A 22698-nucleotide genomic window follows, 5' to 3' on the forward strand; every position below is an offset into this window, starting at 1 on the left:
CCCAACCAACAACACCAGCCCCCTCAGGGCCGCGAGGAACTGCGCGCCCAACCACGACCCACCCGCACCCAACCAACAACACCAGCCCCCTCAGGGCCGCGAGGAACTGCGCGCCCAACCACAACGCACCCGCACCCAACCAACAACACCAGCCCCCTCAGGGCCGCGAGGAACTGCGCGCCCAACCACGACCCACCCGCACCCAACCAACAACACCAGCCCCCTCAGGGGCGCGGGGAACTGCGCGCCCAACCACAACGCACCCGCACCCGCACCCGCACCCGCACCCGCACAACGACCGCCGAAGAACACGACAGCGCCCGGCACCAAAAAGGCACCGGGCACAGTCACCCACATCAACGGCCAAACCCAGCGGAGCGCTACGCGCGGCCGGCCGTCTTCTGCGTCTTCCGCGTGATCGAGTCGATGACCACGGTGGTCAGCAGCACCGCCGCGGTGATCATGTACTTCACCGGCTCGGCGATGGACTCCAGCTGGAGCCCGTACTGGATCGACACGATGACCAGGACACCGAGCAGCGCGTTCCAGGTGCGCCCCCGCCCGCCGAAGAGGCTGGTCCCGCCGATGACGGCCGCGGCGATCGCGTTCATCAGCAGGTCACCCGCGCCCGCACTCTGGTTGGCCGAGGCGATCTTCGACGCCAGGAACAGACCGCCGATCGCCGCGAACCCGCCCGAGATGGCGAAGACGGAGATCCGCACCGCGGTGACGTTGATGCCCGCACGCCGGGACGCCTCCACGCTGCCGCCGAGCGCGAAGACCTTGCGGCCGTAGGCGGTGCGGCGCAGCAGGAAGTCGGTGCCGATCAGGAAGACGAGGAAGATCACCGTGGCCAGCGGCAGGCCCTTGTACTGGTTGTACATGTACGCGGCGGCGAACGAGACCACCGCGAGCAGGACCGTGCGCACCAGCGTGTCGCTGAGCGGCCGGGACGGGATGCCCGCGGCCTCTCGGCGGCGGTTGCCGAGGAACGAGGTGAGGAAGAACACGGCGACCACGACGAGGGCGAGACCGTAGGCCGCGGCCACGTCGGAGAAGTAGTACGTGGTCAGCTTGCCGATCAGACCGTCGCTGTCGAGGTTGATGGTGCCGTCCTGGCCCAGGGTCTGGAGCATGAAGCCCAGCCAGAACAGCAGACCGGCCAGGGTGACGGCGAACGCGGGGGCGCCGAGTACGGCGAAGAAGAAGCCGTGCGCCGCGCCGATGGCGGCACCCGCGGCGATGGCGAACAGCACCGCGGCCCACTCGGGCCAGCCCTGGTTGACCGCGAGTACGGCCGCGATGGCGCTGGCGGCGCCGCTGACCGAGCCCACCGACAGGTCGATCTCACCGAGCAGCAGCACGAAGACGATGCCGACGGAGATCATGCCCGTGCCGACCATCGTGATGGTGATGTTGCTCAGGTTCTCCGCGGAGAGGAACGCCGAGTTCAGACTCTGGAAGACGACGCAGATGACGATCAGACCGACGACGACCGGGATGGAGCCCAGTTCACCGGCCTTCATCTTGCGCCGGAACTCGCCGAGGTAGCCCGCCAGGCCCTGTTCGCGCACCAGGAGGCGCGGGTCGACCGCGGTCACCGCGGCGGCGGCGGCCTCGGGGTTCTCGACGGCGGTCTCGTCCTGCGGGGTCGCGGAGGTCTTGTCGATGCTCACTGGGAAACCTCCCCGTTCGCGCGCGCCGCACGGCGGGTCACGGCGTTGTCGGTGGCGCCGGTGATGGCGGAGATGATCTCTTCCTGCGAGGTCGTCTTGACCTCGAAGACGCCGTTGTTGCGGCCCAGGCGCAGCACGGCGACCTGGTCCGCCACGGCCTTGACGTCGGCCATGTTGTGGCTGATGAGGACGACGGCGAGGCCCCGCTCGCGCAGCCGCTCCACCAGGTCGAGCACCTGGGCGGTCTGCTCGACGCCGAGGGCCGCGGTGGGCTCGTCGAGGATGACCAGCTTGGGTTCGCCGAGCATGGACCGGGCGATCGCGACGGTCTGGCGCTGACCGCCGGAGAGCGAGGCGATCGGAATGCGGACGCTGGGGATACGGATCGAGAGCGTGGTGAGCAGTTCGCGGGAGCGGCGCTCCATCTCGACCTCGTCGAGGACGCCGCGCCGCTTCAGCTCGCGGCCCAGGAAGAGGTTGCCGACGACATCGATGTTGTCGCACAGCGCCAGGTCCTGGTACACCGTCGCGATGCCCAGGCTCTGGGCGTCGTGCGGCCGGCTGATCTGGACGGGCCTGCCTTCCCATTCGATGACGCCCTCATCGATGGGGTGCACGCCGGCGATCGTCTTGACCAGCGTGGACTTTCCGGCGCCGTTGTCGCCGACCAGGGCGACCACCTCACCGGCGTGGACCTCAAGCTCTACGTCGGTGAGCGCCTGAACGGCACCGAACCGCTTGGAGACCCCGCGCAACGCCAACACGGGCGTAGCGGACACGTGAACCATCTCCTTCGCCGCCTGACCCGGCGGAAGGTTGTGCAGAAGTTTGGGGGAGTTCCATCCGGCGCCCCGCGCCGAGCTTGCGGGGCTGACTGATGCGCGGGACGCCGGTGGAGTCTGGAGCAGTCCTGTCCCGCAGCGGGATCCAGGGGCGGATCACCGTGCTCGGGAAGGGACCTGGGACCGCTTACTTGAGGCCGATCTTGTCACAGGCCGACTTGTACTTGGCCGTGCAGATGTCGGCGACGGTGTAGAAGCCGTCCTTGACGACCGTCTCGTTGATGTTGTCCGTCGTCAGGGAGACGACCGGGACCAGCACGGACGGGATGTCCTTCGCGCTGCCGCTGGAGACCTTGTCCTTGGCGATGGAGTCGAGGCTCTCGCCCTTGGCGAGCGCGACGGCCATCTCGGCGGCGATCTGCGCCTCCTGCGGGTAGGACTTGAAGACGCTCATGTACTGCTCACCGGCGACGATCCGCTGCACCCCGGCGAGTTCGGCGTCCTGGCCGGTGACCGGCACGGAGATGCCGGCGGCCTTGAGGGCGGTGATGGCACCGCCGGCCATGCCGTCGTTGGCGGAGTAGACGCCCGCGATGTTCTTCGCGCCGATCGCCGAGATCGCCGTCTCCATCTCGGAGTTGGCGTTGTCCGGCGACCACTCCTTGGTGTCGTACTCCTTGGCGACGGTGACCTTGCCGTCGAGGACGGAGTGGGCGCCTTCCTTGAACTGCTTGGCGTTCGGGTCGGTGACCGAGCCGTTGATCATGACGATCTTGGAGGACTTGGTGGCCTTGCTGCCCAGGGCCTTCAGCAGGGCCTCGCCCTGGGTCTTGCCCACCTGCACGTTGTCGAACGAGGTGTAGGCGCTGATCGGGCCCTCGGCCAAGCGGTCGTAGGCGACGACCTTGATGCCCGCGTCCACGGCCTTCTGGACCGAGTTCTGGATGGCCTTGGCGTCCACGGCGTCCAGGATGAGCACGTCCACCTTGTTGGTGATCATCGTGTCGACCTGCTGGGCCTGGAGGTTGGCGTCCTGGCGGGCGTTGTTGTACTGGATCTCCGCCTTGTTGTTCGTCAGCTCCTTGATCTTCTTCTCGATCTGCGGGCGGTCGAACTTCTCGTAGCGCGCGGTCTTGTTCTCCGGCAGCAGCAGGCCGACCTTGATGTCGTCGCCCTTCTTGGGTGACGACGACGAAGAAGAGTCGTCCTTGTTGCCCGAGTCCTTGGCACTACCACAGGCGGCAAGCGAAACGGCCATCGCACCAGCGGCAATGGCAACGGCGGCACGACGCATACGCGTGTTCACTTCAGAAACCTCCCTGACGAGGCCGCGTCGTTGCGGCCGAGGTGGCTGGAAGTCAACTCGGCCACACGTGCGACGTCAAGAAGTAAATCCTTAACGAGATGGCAACGGTGTCAGCCGTTCTCTAAGTGAAGACGGGTGCCGCTGTCGACAGGGTTCCGTCCAAAAGGGTGGAATCGCCCATCTCGCTGAGCGCCAGGGCGAGCGCCCCGAGCACCTCGGCGCGCCCGCCGAGCGCGCCGGGAAGCACGGAGAGCTGCCGCGCGGCGCTGGGGATGGCGTAGCGCCCGACCGACTCCCTGATGGGCCCGAGCACCAGCTCACCGGCCTCGGCGAGGTCGCCGCCGAGCACCACCCGGCTGGGGTTCAGCAGATTGCACAGGTTGGCCACCCCGCTGCCGATGTGGCGGCCCACGTCGGCGACCACCCGGCGGCAGCCCGGGTCGCCGTCCCGGGCCAGCCGTACGACACCCTCCATGGTCAGGTCGGTGCCGTGGCTCGGCTGGAGCAGCGGGAGCACATAGCGGGCGGCCGTGAAGGTCTCCAGACAGCCGCGGTTGCCGCAGCGGCAGACCGGGCCGGCCTCGTCGAGTGTGATGTGCCCGATCTCACCCGCGGTGCCGCCGGGGCCCCGGTAGATCCTGCCGTTGATCACCAGACCGGCGCCGACGCCACTGGCGACCTTGATGTACGCCAGGTCGCGCACGCCCCGGCCGCTGCCCCAGACCAGCTCGCCGAGGGCGCCCAGGTTGGCGTCGTTGTCCACGTGCACCGGTACGCCGAGCCGCCCCCGCAGCTCCTCGGCGGGCCGGGTGCCGGACCAGCCCGGCAGGATGGCGGTGGAGCCCAGGGTGCCCGACTCGACGTCGATGGGGCCGGGCACGCCGACGCCCACGCCCGCCACCTTGGAGCGGTCGACGCCGGTCGCGTCGATCAGCCGGTTGACCAGTTGCTCCGCCCGGTCGAAGCCCTGCGTGGCGGAGGCGTCGACGTCCAGCGGCTCGGACTCCTCCGCCAGCACCTGGTGCGCGAGGTTCCCGATCGCGACGCGCAGGTGGGTGTGGCCGAAGTCGACGCCTATGACGATGCCGGCGTCTCCGCTCAGCGAGACGCTGCGGGCCCGCCTGCCGCCCGCCGACGTCGGCGTCACCTCGACGGTCCCGCCGTCCTTGAGTTCCCGCACGATATTGGAGACCGTCGCCGCGGACAGGCCGGTCGTCCGCGCGATCTCCGCCTGCGTGAGCGACCCGGCCAGCCGCACCGCCCGTACGACTCTTTCCAGGTTGGCTCGGTGCAGCGACGACTGCGACCCCGGAGTCTCCATCGACTCATCCACTCCCGCCATCGGCCGGGCGGCCCCTGCGCCGCCCGTGGCCCAGGTCACATCCGCGGAACCGGGCCACTTACAAGTTATGAACTCCAAGCTCTTCTGTAGGGGTTGCCGCAGTCAAGTCCTTGACGTAAATCGCCGGCACTTGATCGGTCGCACCCCGGCCATCCTCCGGACATACCCACGCCACCCCGGAGCAGGGCGGCGTCCCCCTCGGCCGGTCCCCCGACCACCGTCACCGCACCCCGCGCCCCCACTCTCTTACGCCCACCCGCACCCCGGCGCCCCCTTCAGCCACGGAAACCGGGACGCCCCTTCAAGGGAACCCCTGCGCGAATCACAGACGCGAACGGAAGCCACGCGCAACGCTGCGCCGCCGCTCCCGGCGGCCTGCCCCCGTGGACACCTTCAGGCGACCGCACAGACAGGGACAGCAGCGCGGACGAGACAGAGGACGGGGTCGCAGACGCTGCCGAGCGAGCCGATCGAGGCGGCCCGGGTGGCCGGGGCGAGCAGTCTGCGCGTCGTGCGGCACATGGTTCCCGGTTGCGCGGCCGGCGATGGCGGCGCTCGGCCTGCCGTACACGTCCGCGAGGGACCCGCGGGGTCCGGCCGGCGCGCCCGTCCGTGGGGTCGCGGCGGGGCTATCGCTGGGCAGGGCCCGGTGACACAACCGGCAGCGCGTGCCGACCGGCCGACGGTGCGCGACCACCGGTCGACGGTGCGCGACGTCCGGCTGCCGGTGGGACCGGACGGCAGCCGCCGATCATCCGGGCGCGCGGATATATTTCGTAGGTCGATATATGCTCGACGCATGACAGGTCAGAAGCCGTCCTTGACGGAACCGCAGTACTTCATCCTTGCCGCGCTCATGGACGGGCCGTTGCACGGTTACGGCATCATCAAGGCCGCCGAGCAGGCCACCGACGGCCGGCTGCGGATCGCCGTCGGCACTCTCTACGGCGCGCTGGAACGGCTGGAGCGGGCCGGGCTGGTGGCCGCCGGCCACGAGGAGATCGTGGACGGGCGGGCCCGGCGCTACTACCGGCTCACCGAGGACGGCACCGCGGCGCTCGGCCGGGAAGCACTGCGGATGCAGCAGGCGGCGGCCGTCGTCATCGGACGCTCGCGGGATGTCGGAGCGGCCCCGGCATGAACCGTTTGCTGCTTGCGGCCTATCCCGAGCCCTACCGTTCCCGGCAGGGAGAGGAATTGCTGACCTGCCTGGCCGAGGCGTATCCCGGCCGCTCCTGGCCCCCACCGCGGGAGATCGTCGCCTTGGCGCGTGCCGGAGTGCAGGCACGCGCCCGCGCCGTCGTCGACGACACGGCCCGGCCGTGGTGGCTGGACGGCATCCAGCTGACCGCGCTCGTCCTCGCCGCGCTGGCGCTGGTGCCCTACCTACAGGACGTGTGGCACTGGGCACTGCACATCGATCCCGGCCGGCATGCCATCGCCTTCGACTACTCCGGCTGGTACCCGTGGGCGCAGGGGCCCACGGGAACCCGGCTGCTGCCCTACGGGCTGCTTCCGCTGGTCTGCCTGATCGCCCTGCTGCGCGGCAGGGCATGGATCGCGCTGCCGGCCGCGGCGGCGATGATCTACGCCGGTGCCACCTTCAACAGCACGACGCTCTTCGGCGACGAGGGCAAGACGGGCCTGGGCTACTACGGTTTCGGCGCCCCCATAACGGCACGTGACCTGGTGCTGTCGGGGACACTGTGCGCCGCGTGCGCCGTGCTGGCGGTCTGCCGTCCCGGCCGGCTGCGGCGCCACTCGTACCGCTGGCTGGTCCCCGTCGTGCTCGCCATGTCCGTGGCCGGGGGCCTGCATGTCACCGCCGTCAGTCCGGCCTTCCAGCGGGGCCTGTTCGCCCTCGAAGTCGCCGCGCTGATCGCCGCGTGGGGGGCGACGGCGGCCACCGGGGACCACCGGTGGCTGATTCCCGTCGCGGCGGTCGCCTTCGTCCGCACCCAGGCGATCGTCGTCCAGCCGAACGGGTTCATGAACTCCCTGCCGGACCTGGTCGTCCTCCCCCTCCTGATCGCACCTCTCCCGGTCCTGGCGATCGCCGCCCGGCGTCGGCAGAGCCGGGCGCTCCACGAACAGTGACCTTTCTCCTCCAGGAAGACCTCAGAAGGCGATGACCCAGCAAGATCCTTCGGCGCTGTCCACGCACGGGCCGGACGGCCCCGGCCCGGCCCCACAAGCGCCGGCGGGCCGCGGTCCCTCGCGGTCGATACGGCCGTGGCCCCCCGCTCTGCTGTATTTCCTGGGGTTCCTGGCGGTCTATCTGCTCGCCGTCTGCACCCCGTTCGGGCAACGGGCGGAGAACGCGCTGTTCGATCTCGGTGGTGACACCCGGAAGACCGCATGGATCTATCCGTGGTCGGGAGCGGCCTACGGTTCCACGCCCCTGCCACCGCTGGAACTGAGCCACGTCAAAACCCTGATCGTGGGCTTGGGCGTCATCGCGGTCGTGACCCTGGTGCGCAGGTGCTGGTGGCAGGGGTGCGCGGCGATCGGGGTCGTCGTGGCCACGATCGGGAGCAAGGAAGTACTCAAGACGGCCCTGCCCCGCCCCGATCTGGTGGGCGCGCCCGACATGCTCCTTGAGGGGAGCTTCCCCAGCGGGCACGCGGCCATCCCCGCCGCGCTGACCCTCGGCGTCGTCCTCGTCGCGTCGCCCCGCGTCCGCCCCTACGTCACCACGGTCGGCGTGCTCTGGTTCGCCTGCATCGCCGCCGCCGTGCAGGCCCTCGGCCACCACCGGCCCAGCGACGTGGTGGGCTCCACGCTGCTGGCCTGCGCCTGCTACAGCCTCGTGGCCCGGCTGCTGCCCACCGCCGCCGCGCCAGCCATCACGCGCGGCCCCCGCGCGCTGCCGCCCGTCACCCTGGCCCTGTCCGCGGCCGTCGCGCTCGCCGCCGGCGCACGGAGCGACACCCTCGTGCTCTCATCGGTCGACGCGGCCACGGCCTTCGTATGCGCGACCCTGCTCTGGCACGTCGCAACGAAGTGGCCCACCCACACCGAACGCGCCGCGCTGCGCTGACCCCAGCCGCCCGGCTGTCCGCGACTTCGTCGCACCCGCGCGCGTCGACGGCGCGAACAGGACACGCTGCCCGAGTGGCCTGCCGCCGCTCCGCGGGGGCGGGAGCAGCAGCGCACGAGCGTACCGACTACGCCCCGGCGCAGGGAGGCGTACGCCTCCGTGAGGGCAACCACCCGCAAGACACCCCTCCACCGCAGCGCGGCAGGCCAGCCCCGCTGCCGTGGCCCACCCCGGGACCCTCACCGGTCCACCACCTACGCCCGCCGCCCGCCAAACACCCCTTCACTGCACCGCAGCGCGGCCTGGCGGACGATTCCCGTCGCGGGGACGCGCAGTCGGATGTGTGCGGTGCCGCGTAGTGGCAGGGCCGCGGCACGCCCCCTCCGCCCGGCCCCGCGGGGCTGCCTGCGAGAGGCGGCTGGAGTCGCCGTCGGGCAGGTCGCGCTCCGTGTGTGCTACTTCAGCGCCCCGGCCGTCAGTCCCTGGACCACCTGGCGTTGGAAGACGATGTACGCCGCCAGTACCGGCAGCATCGCCATGACCAGGCCCGCGAACAGGCCGGACCAGTCGCCCTTGTAGCCCTGGCTCACGGCCAGTTGGACCAGGCCCTGGGTCAGGACGCGCTTGTCCGGGTCGGTGTTGAGCACCGTCGGGAGCATGTACTGGTTCCACTGGCCGAGGAAGTTGAAGATGCCCACGCTGATCAGCCCGGGCTTGGCCATGGGCAGCATGATCTGGAAGAACGTCCGGGAGTGGGACGCGCCGTCCACGAAGGCCGCCTCCGCAACCGACGTCGGCAGCGTACGGAAGAACGCCGTCAGGAAGAACACCGTGAACGGCAGGGAGTACGCGATGTAGACGAGGATCAGGCCGTGGATCGTGTTCAGCAGCCCCATGTTGTTCACGACGTAGAACAGCGGGACCAGGGCCAGCATGATCGGGAAGCTCATGCCGCCGATGAACAGGTAGTAGATGAACCGGTTGCCGGGGAAGTCGAAGCGGGCGAGGACGTACGCCGCCATCGAGCCGAGGACCAGCGTGCCGATCAGCGAACCGCCCACCACCAGGATGGTGTTGAGGAAGTAGTCGCTCATGTTGGCCTGCGTCCAGGCCCGCGACCAGTTGTCGAAGTGCAGCCTGTCCGGCAGCGACCAGGGCGAGCTGAAGATCGAGCGGTCGTCCTTGAAGGACGTCATCACCGCCCACAGCAGCGGCAGGACCACCATGACGGCCCAGAGGATCAGGAAGCCGTGCGAGAAGGCGTTGAGGACATGGCCCTCCTTCTTCCGCTCGGGCCGCCCGGCGGACGGCCCGTCCGCCTTGCCGACCGGCGCGCCGGACGCGGCCGGCGGGGGCACGGGGGTCTCGGTCGTCTTCATATGCTCAGAACTCCAGCCGCTCGCGACGGCCCAGCCGCATCACGATCGCCGCGAAGGCGAGGGTGACGACGAGCAGGGCGACGCCGATGGTGGTGGCGTAGGCGGCCTGACCGTCCCGGAACGCCTTCTGGTACACGTACAGGACCATCACGGTGGTCGAGTAGTCGGGGCCGCCCGGCCCGGTCGTCATGATCTGCACGACCGCGAACGACTCGGCGCCCAGCGCGAGGATGCCCATGTAGACCCAGCCGGACTGCACGGTGTCCCACAGCAGCGGCAGGGTGATGCGGAAGAACGTGGTGAAGCGGCTCGCCCCGTCCAGCAGGGCCGCCTCGTACAGGTCGGCGGGGATCGACGCCATGCCCGCCGAGAACAGGACCACGAAGAAGCCGACCGTCGACCAGACGAGCACCGCCATCACGCACCACAGCGCCAGGTTCGGGTCGCCCAGCCACAGCGGCTGGACGCTGTCGAGGCCGATGCCGCGCAGCAGCGAGTTGAGGGCGCCGCTGTCCGGGTTGTACGCGAACGCGAACAGCAGCGCGACGATCGCGATGGACAGCACCTGCGGGAAGAAGTAGACGATCTTGTAGAAGGAGGAGCCGCGGACGCCGGAGACGACCGGTCCGCCCCTGCGGCGCCGGCCGCCCACATTGATCATGAAGGAGAAGAACAGCGCGAGGCTGATCGTCACCAGCGGGAGCAGGACCGCGAACAGCAGACTGTGCCGCAACGACTTCCAGAAGATCTCGTCGTCGAACATCCGCTGGTAGTTGTCGAAGCCCACCATCTTGAAGTCGGGGCTCAGCCCGGTCCAGTCCGTGAAGGAGTAGTAGATGGACTGGATGAAGGGCCAAACGACGAAGAGCGCGTAGAGCCCCAGGGGCGCCACCAGGAACCCCACGATGAACCGGTACTTACCGTGCTGCATTACTGCCGACCCCGATCTCTGCGCGGGCGCCGCCGGGGCCTGCCCGGCGGATGCCGCCGGGCAGGCCCTGGTGACGGATCGTCACTGGTGCTTGTAGTGCTTGATCGACGTGTCCTTGGCGGCATCGTCGGCGAAGCCCTGGATCTTCTTGATGGCCTCGGCCGGGGTCATGCGGCCCGCCATCATCTCGCCGAGACCGGCCACCCCGATCTGCTCCTTCTGGAGCTTCACGTACCAGTCCTGGATGCGCGGGTTCACCACGTTGTCCCCGGCCTTCTCCAGGGCCGCCTGGCCGGACCTCAGGCCGGGGGTGAGGGTGATGCCGGTGGTTCCGCCGTTGTAGGCGCTCAGCGACTTCACCTTGGCGGTGAAGTTCTTCGAGGACGCCTCGCTGAGCATGATGCGCAGCTGCTCCATGCCGCCGGCCGGGTTCTTCGCCTTGGCCGGGACGACGAAGGGCTCCGCGCCGGAGGCCCAGATGGTGCCGAACGGCATCTTGTCGGAGGAGTCGAGGCCGGTGGGCGCCGAGACGGCCAGGTCGAAGTCCTTCGGGATGACGTTCGCCGACTCGTTCTCCACCCAGGAGCCGTTCGGCAGGAACAGGGCCTTGCCCTGCGCCCAGGCGGTCTGCGACTGGATGTGGTCGAGGCCGGGGGTGCCCTTGAGGACGTAGCCCTTCTTGTACAGCTCGTAGTAGGCCTCGAAACAGGCTTTGACCGCCGGGTGCTTCCAGGCGTTCGGTTCGAGGTTGTCGATGGCGTCGAGCACTTCCCGGCCGCCCACCTTGGCGATCATCGGGTAGAGCGAGAAGGGGATGTAGTACGGGTACTTGCCCGCGTAGGTCCAGCCCGCCATGCCCTTCTTCTTGGCCTTCTCGCAGACCGCGAGCATCTGGTCCCAGGTCTGCGGGTACTGCTCGTCGAGCGAGTCAAGGGCCTTCTGCGAGTACCAGACGCCGTACACCGTGTAGGCGTAGTAGAAGATCCAGACCGGGTCGCCGTCGAACTGGCCCATCTCGACGATGCCGGGACGCAGCGTGTCGCGGACCTTCTTGTTCGGGTCGTCGTAGGAGGGGGCGTCGAGCAGCGGGGTGAGGTCGGCGAGCTGGTTCTTGCCGACCAGGACGCCCATGTCCATCTGCTCGGCGCCGGAGTTGTCGATGAGGTCCGGCGGGTTGCCCTGGTTGAAGCGCGGCTGGAGGGTGGACTGGATCTTCTGGGTGGCGGAGAACTTCACCGTGGCCTTCGGGAAGTCCTTCTCGTAGATCTTCACCGCGTCCTCGGCGTACTCCTTGCCGAAGCCGCCGTCGAAGAGGACGAATTCCATCTGTGCGGTGTCGTTGACGGCGAGCGGGTTCTTCGCCGTCTTCTTGCCCGCTTTCGCCTTGTCCTGGCTGTCTCCACCGCTGCTCGCGCAGGCGGACAGGAAGCCCGCCGTGGGAAGGGTGAGCAGACCGAGTGCGGCGGACCGCTTGATGAGGTCGCGGCGGCCTACGCCATCGCCACCGTGGTTCGCTGCGGAAGTGGATCCCATGCTCAAGTCCTCGCTTTCTCCAGGACTCAGGCGGTGAACCGGATCCTCCCCGGCACCGCGGTCGGGTAGCGCTGGGTCGTGCAGGAAACGCCGACAGGTATAGTCCACTTCCCGTCGGCTGAGCAAGATCGAATGCAAGGTTGGCCATGGGTCTTTTCCGAGTTGAGACCTCGCGGAAATATGCGCCACCTGTGGGTGCCTTGCCGGAAAAATCCGCGACATAGAGCCCCGAATGCCGCAGGCAACACCCTTGACATCATCGGCCACTTGACTCCTACTGGTTCCTGCGCAGCAAGTTTGACAACGTTGTCTGATCAGCGCAGGGAGGGTTTCCGCAGATGCAGCGGAGAACGCGGTACAGATGGGGACCGGCGGTCGTGCTGACGACCGCCTTCGTCATGGCGGCGGGCTCGCAGGGAGCGGCCGTCGCCCTGCCCGCCAAGGCACCGGCCGCCGACCGGGAGTTCGCGTCCTCGTTCGAGGCGGACGATCCGGCGCCGGACTGGCTGAGCACCGTGGACACGGGGCCGGACGGGACCAAGCGCGCCTCGGGCGTCGACGGCGGCTACAGCACCGGCATCCCGGGGAACGTCACCGACCACGTCACCGAGGTGCGCGCGAGCGCGGAGAACACCGGCGGAGGGGAGGTGAAGGAGAATCTGGTCGACGGTGAGCCGAGCACCAAGTGGCTCGCCTTCCAGCCGACCGGCTGGGTGGAGTTCGACCTGGACAAGCCCGTCAAGCTGGTGACGTACGCCCTGACGTCGGCCAACGACTACGCCGAACGCGACCCGAAGGACTGGACCCTCAAGGGTTCCACGGACGGCAAGGACTGGAAGACCCTCGACACCCGCTCCGGTGAGACCTTCTCGGAGCGTTTCAAGACCAAGTCGTACGACCTCGCCGAGCCGGCCGAGTACCAGCACTTCCGGCTCGACGTGACGAAGAACAACGGCGCGTCGGGGATCCTGCAGCTCGCGGACGTCCAGTTCTCCACGGGCGGCGGTGACAACCCCGTCCCGCAGGACATGCTCTCGCTGGTCGACCGCGGCCCGAGCGGATCGCCGACCGCCAAGGCGGGCGCCGGCTTCACCGGCAAGCGGGCCCTCAGGTACGCGGGACGGCACACCGCGGACGGGCGCGCCTACTCGTACAACAAGGTCTTCGACGTGAACGTGAAGGTCGGCCGCGACACCCGGCTGTCGTACCGGATCTTCCCGTCCATGGCCGACGGCGACCGCGACTACGACGCCACCAACGTCTCCGTGGACCTGGCCTTCACCGACGGCACCTACCTCAGCGGGCTGGGCGCGACGGACCAGCACGGCTTCGCGCTGTCCCCGCAGGGGCAGGGCGCGGCGAAGGTGCTGTACGTCAACCAGTGGAACAACGTGGAGTCACGGATCGGCTCGGTCGCCGCGGGCAAGACCGTCGACCGGATCCTGCTGGCCTACGACTCCCCCACCGGACCGGCGAAGTTCCGCGGCTGGCTCGACGACGTGGCGCTGCGGGAGGCGGCCCCGGACAAGCCCAAGGCGCATCTGTCCGACTACGCGCTGACCACCCGCGGCACCAACTCCAGCGGCAGCTTCTCGCGAGGCAACAACTTCCCGGCGACCGCGGTGCCGCACGGCTTCAACTTCTGGACCCCGGTGACCAACGCGTCGTCGCTCAGCTGGCTGTACGAGTACGCCCGGGCGAACAACGACGCCAACCTGCCGACGATCCAGGCGTTCAGCGCGAGCCACGAGCCGAGCCCCTGGATGGGTGACCGGCAGACCTTCCAGGTGATGCCGTCCGCCGCGGCCGGCACCCCGGACACCGGCCGCACGGCACGTGCGCTGGCGTTCCGGCACGAGAACGAGACGGCGCGGCCGTACTACTACGGCGTCCGCTTCGAGAACGGCCTCAAGGCGGAGATGGCGCCGACCGACCACGCGGCGGCGCTGCGCTTCACCTACCCGGGCGACGACGCGAGCGTGATCTTCGACAACGTCACCGACCAGGCGGGCCTGACCCTTGACAAGGAGAACGGGATCGTCACCGGCTACTCCGACGTGAAGTCGGGCCTGTCGGCGGGCGCCACCCGGCTGTTCGTCTACGGCGTCTTCGACAAGCCGGTCACCGCGGGCGACTCCGGCGGCGTCAAGGGCTATCTGCGGTTCGACGCGGGTGCCGACCGCACCGTCACGCTGCGCCTGGCGACCTCGCTGATCAGCGTCGACCAGGCGAAGGACAACCTGCGCCAGGAGATCCCCGGCGGCACGTCCTTCGACACGGTCAAGTCGCGGGCCCAGCGCGCCTGGGACAAGGTGCTCGGCCGCGTCGAGGTGGAGGGCGCGACGCCCGACCATCTGACCACCCTGTACTCCAGCCTGTACCGGCTGTACCTGTACCCGAACTCCGGCTTCGAGAAGGTCGGTTCGACGTACCGGTACGCCTCGCCGTTCTCCCCGATGCCGGGCCAGGACACCCCGACCCACACGGGCGCGAAGATCGTCGACGGCAAGGTGTACATCAACAACGGCTTCTGGGACACCTACCGGACGACCTGGCCCGCGTACTCGTTCCTGACGCCCTCCCAGGCGGGTGAGATGGTCGACGGGTTCGTGCAGCAGTACAAGGACGGCGGCTGGACCTCCCGCTGGTCCTCGCCCGGCTACGCGGACCTGATGACCGGCACCTCCTCGGACGTCGCGTTCGCGGACGCCTACGTCAAGGGCGTGAAGTTCGACGGCAGGGCGGCCTACGAGGCGGCCCTGAAGAACGCGACCGTCGTGCCGCCGTCCTCCGGCGTGGGCCGCAAGGGCATGGCCACCTCGCCGTTCCTCGGCTACACCAGCACCGCCACCGGCGAGGGCCTGTCCTGGGCGATGGAGGGCTACCTCAACGACTACGGCATCGCCAAGATGGGCGAGGCCCTGTACAAGAAGACGGGCGAGAAGCGCTACAAGGAGGAGTCGCAGTACTTCCTCAACCGCGCCCAGGACTACGTGAACCTCTTCGACTCCCGGGTGGGCTTCTTCCAGGGCCGCGACGCCAAGGGCAACTGGCGGGTCGACTCGGCGAAGTACGACCCGCGCGTGTGGGGCTACGACTACACGGAGACCAACGGCTGGGGCTACGCGTTCACGGCGCCGCAGGACAGCCGGGGCCTGGCGGGCCTCTACGGCGGCCGGTCGGGTCTCGCCGACAAGCTCGACGAGTACTTCTCCACGCCGGAGACGGCCTCGCCCGAGGTCGTCGGCTCGTACGGCGGGATCATCCACGAGATGATCGAGGCCCGCGACGTCCGCATGGGCATGCACGGGCAGTCCAACCAGCCCTCGCACCACGCGCTGTACATGTACGACGCGGCGGGTCAGCCGTGGAAGACGCAGGCGCTGGTGCGCGAGGCGCTGTCCCGGCTGTACGTGGGCAGTGAGATAGGCCAGGGCTACCCGGGCGACGAGGACAACGGCGAGATGTCCGGCTGGTACCTGTTCTCCGCGCTCGGCTTCTACCCACTGGTCATGGGCAGCGGGGAGTACGCCATCGGCTCCCCGCTGTTCAAGAAGGTCACGGTCCATCTGGAGAACGGCCGGGACCTGGTGGTCAACGCGCCGAAGAACAGCACGAAGAACGTGTACGTGCAGGGCCTGAAGGTCAACGGCCGTGCCTGGACGTCGACTTCGCTGCCGCACTCGGTGCTGGCCAAGGGCGGGGTGCTGAGCTTCGACATGGGCGCCAAGCCGTCCAGGTGGGGCACGGGCAAGAACGCGGGCCCGGTCTCCATCGCCCAGGACGACAAGGCGCCGACGCCGCGCGCGGACGTGCTGAAGGGTGACGGCGCGCTGTTCGACGACACGTCGGCGACGGACGCGGCGGTCACCTCCGTCGACCTGCCGGTCGGCGCCGCCGCCAAGGCGCTCCAGTACACGCTGACCTCGTCCACGGACCGCACGAAGGCACCGGCCGGCTGGACCCTCCAGGGCTCCACGGACGGCACCACGTGGAAGACCCTGGACAAGCGCTCCGGCGAGTCGTTCGCCTGGGACCGGCAGACCAGGGCCTTCACCATCCCCTCGCCGGGCACGTACACCAGGTACCGGCTGGTCCTGGACGGCCAGTCGACGCTCGCGGAGGTGGAACTGCTGGCCTGACCCGCACCGCCGGCAGCGAGGGGCGGGCCCGGAATCACTCCGGGTCCGCCCCTTCGGCGTGTGCGGGCCCCGCCGCGTACAGCGCGGACGAGTCGAGCCGGTGCCCCTCGCCGTGGACACTGTGCAGGAACGGCGGGTGGCCCAGCTTGGCGCGGATCCGGGCGACCTCGACGTCGATGGCCGGCTCGCCGCCCGGCGGCAGCAGGTAGTCCCAGACGCGGCGGGCCAGTTCGGCCGCGGTGTGCACGGTGTCCGGCTCCGCCGCGAGGAGCGCGAGGATCTGGAACTCCTTGCGGCTCAGCCGCACCGTCCGGCCGTCCAGGGTGACGCCGCGGGTGTCCGGGTGCAGCGCGAGGCGGCCCGCGGGGCGATGTCCTTCGGTCATCGCCCCATCGTCGCAAGTCCCCCGCGCTGCCGTACGGTCAGCCGACGGCGAGGGTGAAGACGTGCAGGTCGGCGTTGTCGGGCAGGGTGACGCCCACGATCCGCCTGCCCTCCGGGGCCGCGAACGGCCGGGTGGCGAACACGTACGTCACCACCGGGTCCCGGTCGGCGCCGGCGACGTTGCGGTACGCCGTCCTGGCGACCACCTCGTTGCCGTACTGCACGCTCCCGCCGCCTCCGCCGACCGTCCAGTCCGTGAAGGAGAGGTCGACGGAGTCGGTGGTGCCGTCGTCGTAGCGGACGGTCGCCGTGCCGCGCTGGTTGCCGTTGACGGCGCTGCCGACGAAGGACAACCGGGCCGCGGGTGAGGCCAGTTCGATGCTCTGGCCGGCGGCCGACGCGTTGTCGGGGCGGCCGCTAGGCGATGCGGGCCAGATGAAGTCCAGGCCGTCCACGGTGCCGTGACCGCCCGGGGTCAGGCCCGCCGCGGCGAGGGCCTGACGGGAAAAGCTCCATCCGCCGCCGTCGAAGTCGGCCTCGTCGTGATCGCCCTCGTCGTCGGACACACCGGTGTTGTCGTAGGCGGCGAGCAGGGTGCCGGGCGCGGCCACCGTCAGCGACACCGGCTGCTCGTACGAGGTGTCGCCGGCGGTCACCGTGACCTTGGCGGTGGCGAAGCCCTGCGGGGTGTCCTGGCTGGTGGCGAGGGTGATCTCCTGCGAGCCGCCGGTCACCGTGCCGGCGGCGGGCGTCGCGGTGACCCCGTCCGGTGTCTCGACGCGGAAGCGGACCTCGGGCCCGCTGCCGCCGCTCAGCGACAGCGCGCGGATGCCGACCTTCGCGCTGCCGCCCGGCGCGACGGTCGCCGCGGTCGGGCCGACGCCGATCTGGTAGGGCTGCTCCCCCTCCCGGAAGGACGGCGGCGCCTGGCCGGTGCCCCAGGCGCGGTCCGGGGTGCCGGAGAGCGTGTAGTCGAGCCGGCCGCCGTCCCGTACGAAGGACGCCGGCAGCCAGGCCCGGTCACTGGTGCGGCCGTCGACCTTCAGGGACCGCACATACGGGGCGTCGGCCGCCGCGCCCGCCGCCCGCACCGAGATGTCGTTGCCGTGCGGCCGGTCGATCTCGATCCGCTCGAACAGCGGGGAGGCGAGGACGAGTTCGGCCCGCGAGGGCACCTGCGGGTACATGCCGAGCGCGGAGAACACGTACCACGCCGACATCGCCCCGAGGTCGTCGTTGCCGGGGATGCCGCCGGGCTCGGTCGTCCACAGCTGCCGCATCGCCGCGCGGACGGTCTCCTGCGTCTTGTACGGGGCACCCGCGTAGGTGTACAGATACGGGACGTTGATCGACGGCTCGTTGTCCAGCTCCGACTTGGCGCCGCCGCTGCCGGTGAAGGCCCAGCCGCCGTCGGCGTCGTGGAAGAAGTCGTCCAGCCGGGCCAGCGCCGCGTCGGTGCCGCCCATGGCCGCGAACAGTCCCGCCGGATTGTGCTGGACCATCCAGGTGTACTGGGCCGCGGTGCCCTCCACGAAGCCGTTGCCGGTGCTCGGGGTGAAGCCGGTCACCCAGCTGCCGTCGGCCTTGCGGTTGGCGATGTAGCCGCCGGTCGGGTCGGCCGCGATGTTGAAGTTGTTCTGCCACCACTGGGCGCGCCCGGCGAAGGCGGCGGCGGTGTCCTTGCGCCCCGCCGCCGCGGCCAGCTGGGAGAGGGAGAAGTCGGCGGTCGACATCTCCAGGGTCTCGGCCGCGCCGCCCCAGGCGTTGGACACGGACGGCATGTAGTGCAGCGCCAGGTACTTGTCGAGGGAGGGGCGCTGGCCCACCGACAGCACCGGCTTGCCCGCCGCCGACAGGTCCTGGGCGGTCGGCACGGTCGCCGCCTTCACCAGCGAGTCCAGCGCGCCGCGCAGGTCGAAGTCGGTGCCGCCGAAGGCCCGGATGCCGGCCAGCGCGGTGGGCGACGGGTCGCCGTTCATGACGTGCGTGCCGCTCGCGCCGTGCAGCCAGCGGTCCCAGACGCCGCCGTTCTGCCGGGCCAGTTCGTACAGGGACTGCGCGATGTCCGACCCGGCCCGCGGGTCGAGCAGCGTCAGCAACTGCACCTGGTCGCGGTAGACGTCCCAGCCGGAGAAGGTGCCGTACTGGGCCCGGTGGCCGCGGCCCACCCGGTGCACCGCGCCGTCACCGCCGCGGTATCTGCCGTCGGCGTCGCTGATCACGTTCGGGTGCAGCAGGGCGTGGTAGAGGGCGGTGTAGAAGGTGGTGCGTTCGGCGTCGGTGCCGCCGCCCACCCGGATCTGGCCCAGCCGCTCGCGCCAGGCGTGCCGGGCGGCCTGGCGCACGTCGTCGAAGGACCGGCGCGACGGGTTCTCGGCGGCGAGATTGGCCTCGGCGCCGGCCTGACTCACGTACGAGATGCCGACCTTGGCGTGCACGGGCCCGGATCCGGGCGCGAACTCCACGTATCCGCCGGCGCCCTTGCCCGCCACCGGCCGCCCGCCGTTCGCGAAGCCGCCGGTGCCGCCCGATGCGGACGTCGCCCCCGGGGTGAGCTTGTCGTCCTGCCAGGTGCCGGTCGTCTTGAAGGCGCGGTCGAACTTCGCCGTGAAGTACAGCGTGTAGTAGTCGCGACGGCCCTCGGGGTCGAGGTAGCCGCAGAAGTTGCCGGAGGTGACGGACCCGGAGATGGTGCGCCGCTCGGGGTCGATCGAGACCGTCGAAGCGCTGGAACCCACTTCGGAGTTGGCGGTACGCACCAGCAGCGATGCGGGCCGGCCGGCCGGGTAGGTGAAGCGGGCCGAGCCGGTGTGCGCGGTGGCGGTGAGGTCGGCGGTCACACCGGAGGCGAGGCTCACCGCGTAGTGACCGGGTTCGGCCGTCTCGTCGGCGTGGCTGAAGTCCGCCGCGTACACGGCGTCCTTGGTGTCGCTCGCCGGGGACGAGGTGACCTCGCCCGGATAGGGGAAGAACGGGATGTCGCCGCTGCCGCCCGCGCAGCCCGTGCCGGACATGTGGGTGAGGCTGAAGCCCCGTATCCGGGTGGCGTCGTACTGGTACCCGCCGGGCGCGGCGGTTCTCGTGGCGTCGCCGCGGGTGTTCTCGGGGCTCCAGGAGAGCATGCCGAAGGGCACGACGGCGCCCGGGAAGACATTGCCGCCGTTCCTGGTGCCGATCAGCGGATCGACGTATCCGGTCGGGTCCTTGACGAGTTCGGGGGGTGCTGCGGTCGCCGCCAGGGCGGGGGAGCCGCCGACCGCGAGCACGGCGGCCAGCAGCAGGGACGTGGGACGGAATCGCATGACGCGGCCCCTCCTCCTTCGGACGGGTCGCGCACCACAGGTCGCACAAGCCGCAGGGACAGTAACCCGCGCCACCGGTGCCGCGGAAGACCGCGTGCGCCGGTGCCGGCACCGGTCCGGATCACCCCGGCCGGGCTGCCCCAAGTGGCTTGACATCGTTGTCGGTTGGGGCGGTAAAGTCATGGTCAGACCGTACCGACAACGTTGTCGCACCCCAGGTCGGCACAAGCCATGCCCCACCTGGACGGGCCACCCCCCTCACCCGTCCGGCTCGCGGACCCGGTGGGCAACCGCCACCGGGTCCGCCCGAGCGGATCAACCCACCTGACAGGGCAGGCTCGTCGCGCTGTCGCCGCCGGATCCGGAGACCACGTACCCGAAGGTCGCGCTCTGCCCCGGACTGAGCGACCCGTTCCAGTCCGCGTTGTGGACCATGACGTCCTGGCCGGTGTAGGTCGCGTTCCCGTTCCACAGGCTGTCCACCGACTGGCCCGCGGGCAGCGTCCAGTCGACCATCCAGCCGAGCATCGGCACATCACCGGTGTTGGTGACGGTCACCTCCGACTGGTACCCGCCCGACCAGGTCCCGGTGGTGCGCCGGGTGGCCGTGCAGGCGCCGGGCGGCGGCTCGGTCGGGTTCCCGGGGTCGTGGATGCCCGTGACCTCGCCGTTGCCCCCGTCGAAGACGACATCGGAGCAGGAGTAGAAGGTCTCGGCGCTGTCCGAACGCTGCCACACCATGTAGATGATGTGCCGCCCCGACTTGTCCGCCGGCAGCTGCCCGCTCCACGAGTAGTTGGCGTCGACCGTGCCCGGAGAGCCGTTCAGCGGCGGGTGGTCGACCGTCAGGAACGGCTGATCCTCCATGTCGTCCCAGGTGAGCGGCTGAGTGGGGTCGTAGCCGTCCTTGGTGACGTAGACGTAGAACCAACCCGGGTGGGCGGCCCAGGCGTTGTACGAGAAGTCGACCGTGGCACCCGAGGTCAGATGGGTCAGCGGCCAGTCGTCGCGGGCCACGTTGAAGCCCGTGAAGTTCGGGTTGCCGCCGCTGCACAGCTCGCCGTCCGGCACGAAGCCGCGGGTGCGGCCGGCGCCGTCCGAGCGCAGCACGGAGAACCAGTTGTAGAACGGGGTGGTCCCGCTGATCTGCTGGGCCGCCCGGCAGGCCGGGTTGACGGGTTTGATCTCACCGGTGTCGGTGAGGCCGTCCTGCCAGCACAGGAAGGTACGGCTGCCCGGCTTCATGGGGGTGCCGTGGGCCTCGGCCCGGCCGCCGCCGGCCACGATGAGCCCGAGGGCCGGAACGGTGGTGAGCAGCGCCAGCAGTACGAGGAAGAGGGCGCCGCGCGGTGAGGCTCCCGCTAATCGCGGGCGCCCTCTCGGCCTGGTTGTCGCAAACATGACACATCTACCTCCGGATTCGACGGTCGTGCGAGGTGTGTGCGGGTGTCTTGGATGCCGTGGGCACGCGGGATGGGAGCGGCCCGCCTCCGACGGGTTCCGGACCATCGAATGGGAGCGCTCCCATCCCACTCCCCCGTGAAGCTAGCGCGCCCGACGCCAGGTGTAAACGGCTGGGGCGGGACGGGTGCGGGGGCGGCCGGGATCGAGGGGGCGGGGCGTGGTGGGGGGCGGGGTGTGGTCGGGGGCGGGGTGTGGTCGGGGGCGGGCGGGGTGGGGAGCGGTCGGGAATCGGGCGCGGCGGGTCGCGGCTGGTGTGGGGCGGGACGAGGGCTGCTGAGACCGGGCTGGGAGGTGCGGCCGGGGCCGGACTGGGTGGGGAGCGGCCGGGAATCAGGCACGGCGGGCTGCGGCTGGTGTGGGGCGGGACGAGGGCTGCTGAGACCGGGCTGGGAGGTGCGGCCGGGGCCGGACTGGGTGGAGAGCGGCCGGGAATCAGGCACGGCGGGTCGTGGCTGGCGTGGGGCGGAACGAGGGCTGCTGAGACCGGGCTGGGAGGTGCGGCCGGGGCCGGACTGGGTGGAGAGCGGCCGGGAATCAGGCACGGCGGGCTGCGGCTGGCGTGGGGCGGAACGAGGGCTGCTGAGACCGGGCTGGGAGGTGCGGCCGGGGCCGGACGGAGCTCCGAGCGGAGTTCGGCGATGACGCCGATCACCCGGCGGCGCCCTTGTGGCCGTCCGAGCGCAAGCCCGGGCGATAGCGGCGCTGAACCTGCCGATCGCGCCGGCGGTCATACCTCGACGTTCCGCCGCCAGCTCCACGCGGCGGCCGGGAGCTACCTGACCTGCCCGGTCACCGACCTCTTCCCGCACCTCCTCCGGCATGCCTGCGCGACCCACAGCTATGAGCGCGGCATGACGCTGTGGGAGGTGCAGCGCGTTTTGGGTCACCACTGGGCCACCACGACCCTCCGGTACATGGCGACTGCGCAGGCCGATCGCAACTGGCCATGGATGTGACAGACGAAGGGCTGCGGCGGGCTTTCGAGGAGTTCGGCCAGGTCGTGGAGGCAGCCGTCGAGCGCGACGCCGCGACGGGTTACTCCAGGCGTTTCGGCTTCGTCGAGATGAGCACCCCGGCCGAAGCGAGCGCGGCGGTCGACGCCCTTCACCGCCGGGACCTGGACGGCCGTACGCTGACCGTCAACGAGGTCCGCACCCGCTCCGGCCGCTGCTCGAAAGGCATTCCCAACGTGGGCCCGACGCTCTCGCCAATCGTTCAGCGCTGACTCAGACGGACTGAAAAGGTTGGAATATCAGCCGAGTGCTTGAATCTCGGTCGCTAGCCTCTCCTGGCTGGCCGCCCACGACGTCAATAGGGCTAGACCCAATGCCGGTGACTTAGGTGGTGTTCGGTCTGGAGATCGTGAGGACTGCCGTGGTTGGTGGTGGCGCATCGCGGTGCTCGGCTCGCTTGAGGG

General features: G+C 70.0%; 15 protein-coding genes and 1 pseudogene. 6 read left to right on the forward strand and 10 right to left on the reverse strand.

What is annotated here, in order from left to right:
* Nucleotides 1–380 precede the first annotated feature (380 nt).
* From ACIRFL_RS41445 to ACIRFL_RS41460, 4 genes are all read right to left on the reverse strand, one after another.
* Nucleotides 381–1676, reverse strand: a complete 1296-nt coding sequence (locus ACIRFL_RS41445; RefSeq protein ID WP_404040214.1) for a sugar ABC transporter permease — start codon at nt 1674–1676, stop codon at nt 381–383.
* Nucleotides 1673–2464 carry an ATP-binding cassette domain-containing protein gene (locus ACIRFL_RS41450; protein WP_404040216.1) on the reverse strand — a complete coding sequence of 264 codons (792 nt, stop codon included), beginning with the start codon at nt 2462–2464 and terminating at the stop codon, nt 1673–1675. The genes ACIRFL_RS41445 and ACIRFL_RS41450 overlap by 4 nt, the downstream gene beginning before the upstream one ends.
* Nucleotides 2465–2645: 181 nt before the next feature.
* Entirely contained in the window at nt 2646–3752 is a 1107-nt protein-coding gene (locus ACIRFL_RS41455) for a sugar ABC transporter substrate-binding protein (protein WP_404040249.1), read from the reverse strand.
* Nucleotides 3753–3885: 133 nt separating this feature from the next.
* Complete coding sequence (locus ACIRFL_RS41460; RefSeq protein ID WP_404040219.1) at nt 3886–5085, reverse strand: ROK family protein; 1200 nt, start codon at nt 5083–5085, stop codon at nt 3886–3888.
* 820 nt (nt 5086–5905) lie between these two features.
* Between ACIRFL_RS41460 and ACIRFL_RS41465 the strand changes: the two genes are divergently transcribed.
* Genes ACIRFL_RS41465 through ACIRFL_RS41475 form a run of 3 tightly spaced genes read left to right on the forward strand, consistent with a single transcriptional unit; the run spans nt 5906 to nt 8146 of the window.
* Nucleotides 5906–6247, forward strand: a complete 342-nt coding sequence (locus ACIRFL_RS41465; protein ID WP_404040221.1) for a PadR family transcriptional regulator — start codon at nt 5906–5908, stop codon at nt 6245–6247.
* On the forward strand, nt 6244–7203 hold the full coding sequence (locus ACIRFL_RS41470) for a hypothetical protein (protein ID WP_404040224.1): 960 nt from the start codon (nt 6244–6246) through the stop codon (nt 7201–7203). Before ACIRFL_RS41465 ends, ACIRFL_RS41470 begins: the two co-directional genes overlap by 4 nt.
* Before the next feature lie 31 nt (nt 7204–7234).
* The gene (locus ACIRFL_RS41475; RefSeq protein WP_404040226.1) at nt 7235–8146 is read left to right on the forward strand and encodes a phosphatase PAP2 family protein; all 912 of its coding nucleotides are present in this window, start codon (nt 7235–7237) and stop codon (nt 8144–8146) included.
* 455 nt (nt 8147–8601) lie between these two features.
* Here ACIRFL_RS41475 and ACIRFL_RS41480 read toward each other — a convergent pair whose 3' ends face one another.
* The 3 genes from ACIRFL_RS41480 to ngcE form a co-directional block, all read right to left on the reverse strand.
* Nucleotides 8602–9525, reverse strand: coding sequence for a carbohydrate ABC transporter permease (locus ACIRFL_RS41480; protein ID WP_404040229.1), 924 nt, complete (start codon nt 9523–9525; stop codon nt 8602–8604).
* A 4-nt stretch (nt 9526–9529) separates the two neighbouring features.
* A complete protein-coding gene (locus tag ACIRFL_RS41485; protein ID WP_404040232.1) occupies nt 9530–10456 on the reverse strand; it encodes a carbohydrate ABC transporter permease in 927 nt (308 codons plus the stop codon).
* An 81-nt stretch (nt 10457–10537) separates the two neighbouring features.
* Nucleotides 10538–11989, reverse strand: a complete 1452-nt coding sequence (ngcE, locus tag ACIRFL_RS41490; RefSeq protein WP_404040235.1) for an N-acetylglucosamine/diacetylchitobiose ABC transporter substrate-binding protein — start codon at nt 11987–11989, stop codon at nt 10538–10540.
* Between the two features lie 398 nt (nt 11990–12387).
* On the opposite strand from ngcE, the gene ACIRFL_RS41495 reads away from it, so the two are divergent.
* Nucleotides 12388–16131: a GH92 family glycosyl hydrolase gene (locus ACIRFL_RS41495; protein ID WP_404040251.1), complete on the forward strand. Its 3744-nt coding sequence runs from the start codon at nt 12388–12390 to the stop codon at nt 16129–16131.
* 34 nt (nt 16132–16165) lie between these two features.
* Here ACIRFL_RS41495 and ACIRFL_RS41500 read toward each other — a convergent pair whose 3' ends face one another.
* The 3 genes from ACIRFL_RS41500 to ACIRFL_RS41510 form a co-directional block, all read right to left on the reverse strand.
* Complete coding sequence (locus ACIRFL_RS41500; RefSeq protein WP_404040238.1) at nt 16166–16516, reverse strand: winged helix-turn-helix domain-containing protein; 351 nt, start codon at nt 16514–16516, stop codon at nt 16166–16168.
* A gap of 37 nt (nt 16517–16553) precedes the next feature.
* Nucleotides 16554–19817: a GH92 family glycosyl hydrolase gene (locus ACIRFL_RS41505; protein WP_404040241.1), complete on the reverse strand. Its 3264-nt coding sequence runs from the start codon at nt 19815–19817 to the stop codon at nt 16554–16556.
* A 315-nt stretch (nt 19818–20132) separates the two neighbouring features.
* The gene (locus ACIRFL_RS41510) at nt 20133–21218 is read right to left on the reverse strand and encodes a lytic polysaccharide monooxygenase (protein WP_404040244.1); all 1086 of its coding nucleotides are present in this window, start codon (nt 21216–21218) and stop codon (nt 20133–20135) included.
* Nucleotides 21219–21897: 679 nt separating this feature from the next.
* On the opposite strand from ACIRFL_RS41510, the pseudogene ACIRFL_RS41515 reads away from it, so the two are divergent.
* A pseudogene (locus tag ACIRFL_RS41515) lies at nt 21898–22216 on the forward strand (tyrosine-type recombinase/integrase); the annotation flags it as partial.
* Nucleotides 22217–22227: 11 nt separating this feature from the next.
* On the forward strand, nt 22228–22506 hold the full coding sequence (locus tag ACIRFL_RS41520) for an RNA recognition motif domain-containing protein (RefSeq protein WP_404040247.1): 279 nt from the start codon (nt 22228–22230) through the stop codon (nt 22504–22506).
* Nucleotides 22507–22698: the final 192 nt, after the last annotated feature.

Source organism: Streptomyces sp. NPDC102462, assembly GCF_044765425.1.
Taxonomy (GTDB): domain Bacteria; phylum Actinomycetota; class Actinomycetes; order Streptomycetales; family Streptomycetaceae; genus Streptomyces.

Bases quoted from the DNA above. Each gene is read 5' to 3' on its own strand.
- ACIRFL_RS41520 (WP_404040247.1), top strand. From the start codon at position 22,228: ATGGATGTGACAGACGAAGGGCTGCGGCGGGCTTTCGAGGAGTTCGGC.
- ACIRFL_RS41465 (WP_404040221.1), top strand. From the start codon at position 5,906: ATGACAGGTCAGAAGCCGTCCTTGACGGAACCGCAGTACTTCATCCTT.
- ACIRFL_RS41505 (WP_404040241.1), bottom strand. From the start codon at position 19,817: ATGCGATTCCGTCCCACGTCCCTGCTGCTGGCCGCCGTGCTCGCGGTC.
- ACIRFL_RS41455 (WP_404040249.1), bottom strand. From the start codon at position 3,752: ATGCGTCGTGCCGCCGTTGCCATTGCCGCTGGTGCGATGGCCGTTTCG.
- ACIRFL_RS41460 (WP_404040219.1), bottom strand. From the start codon at position 5,085: ATGGAGACTCCGGGGTCGCAGTCGTCGCTGCACCGAGCCAACCTGGAA.
- ACIRFL_RS41475 (WP_404040226.1), top strand. From the start codon at position 7,235: ATGACCCAGCAAGATCCTTCGGCGCTGTCCACGCACGGGCCGGACGGC.
- ACIRFL_RS41510 (WP_404040244.1), bottom strand. From the start codon at position 21,218: ATGTTTGCGACAACCAGGCCGAGAGGGCGCCCGCGATTAGCGGGAGCC.
- ACIRFL_RS41450 (WP_404040216.1), bottom strand. From the start codon at position 2,464: ATGGTTCACGTGTCCGCTACGCCCGTGTTGGCGTTGCGCGGGGTCTCC.
- ACIRFL_RS41480 (WP_404040229.1), bottom strand. From the start codon at position 9,525: ATGAAGACGACCGAGACCCCCGTGCCCCCGCCGGCCGCGTCCGGCGCG.
- ACIRFL_RS41470 (WP_404040224.1), top strand. From the start codon at position 6,244: ATGAACCGTTTGCTGCTTGCGGCCTATCCCGAGCCCTACCGTTCCCGG.
- ngcE (WP_404040235.1), bottom strand. From the start codon at position 11,989: ATGGGATCCACTTCCGCAGCGAACCACGGTGGCGATGGCGTAGGCCGC.
- ACIRFL_RS41500 (WP_404040238.1), bottom strand. From the start codon at position 16,516: ATGACCGAAGGACATCGCCCCGCGGGCCGCCTCGCGCTGCACCCGGAC.
- ACIRFL_RS41495 (WP_404040251.1), top strand. From the start codon at position 12,388: ATGGCGGCGGGCTCGCAGGGAGCGGCCGTCGCCCTGCCCGCCAAGGCA.
- ACIRFL_RS41485 (WP_404040232.1), bottom strand. From the start codon at position 10,456: ATGCAGCACGGTAAGTACCGGTTCATCGTGGGGTTCCTGGTGGCGCCC.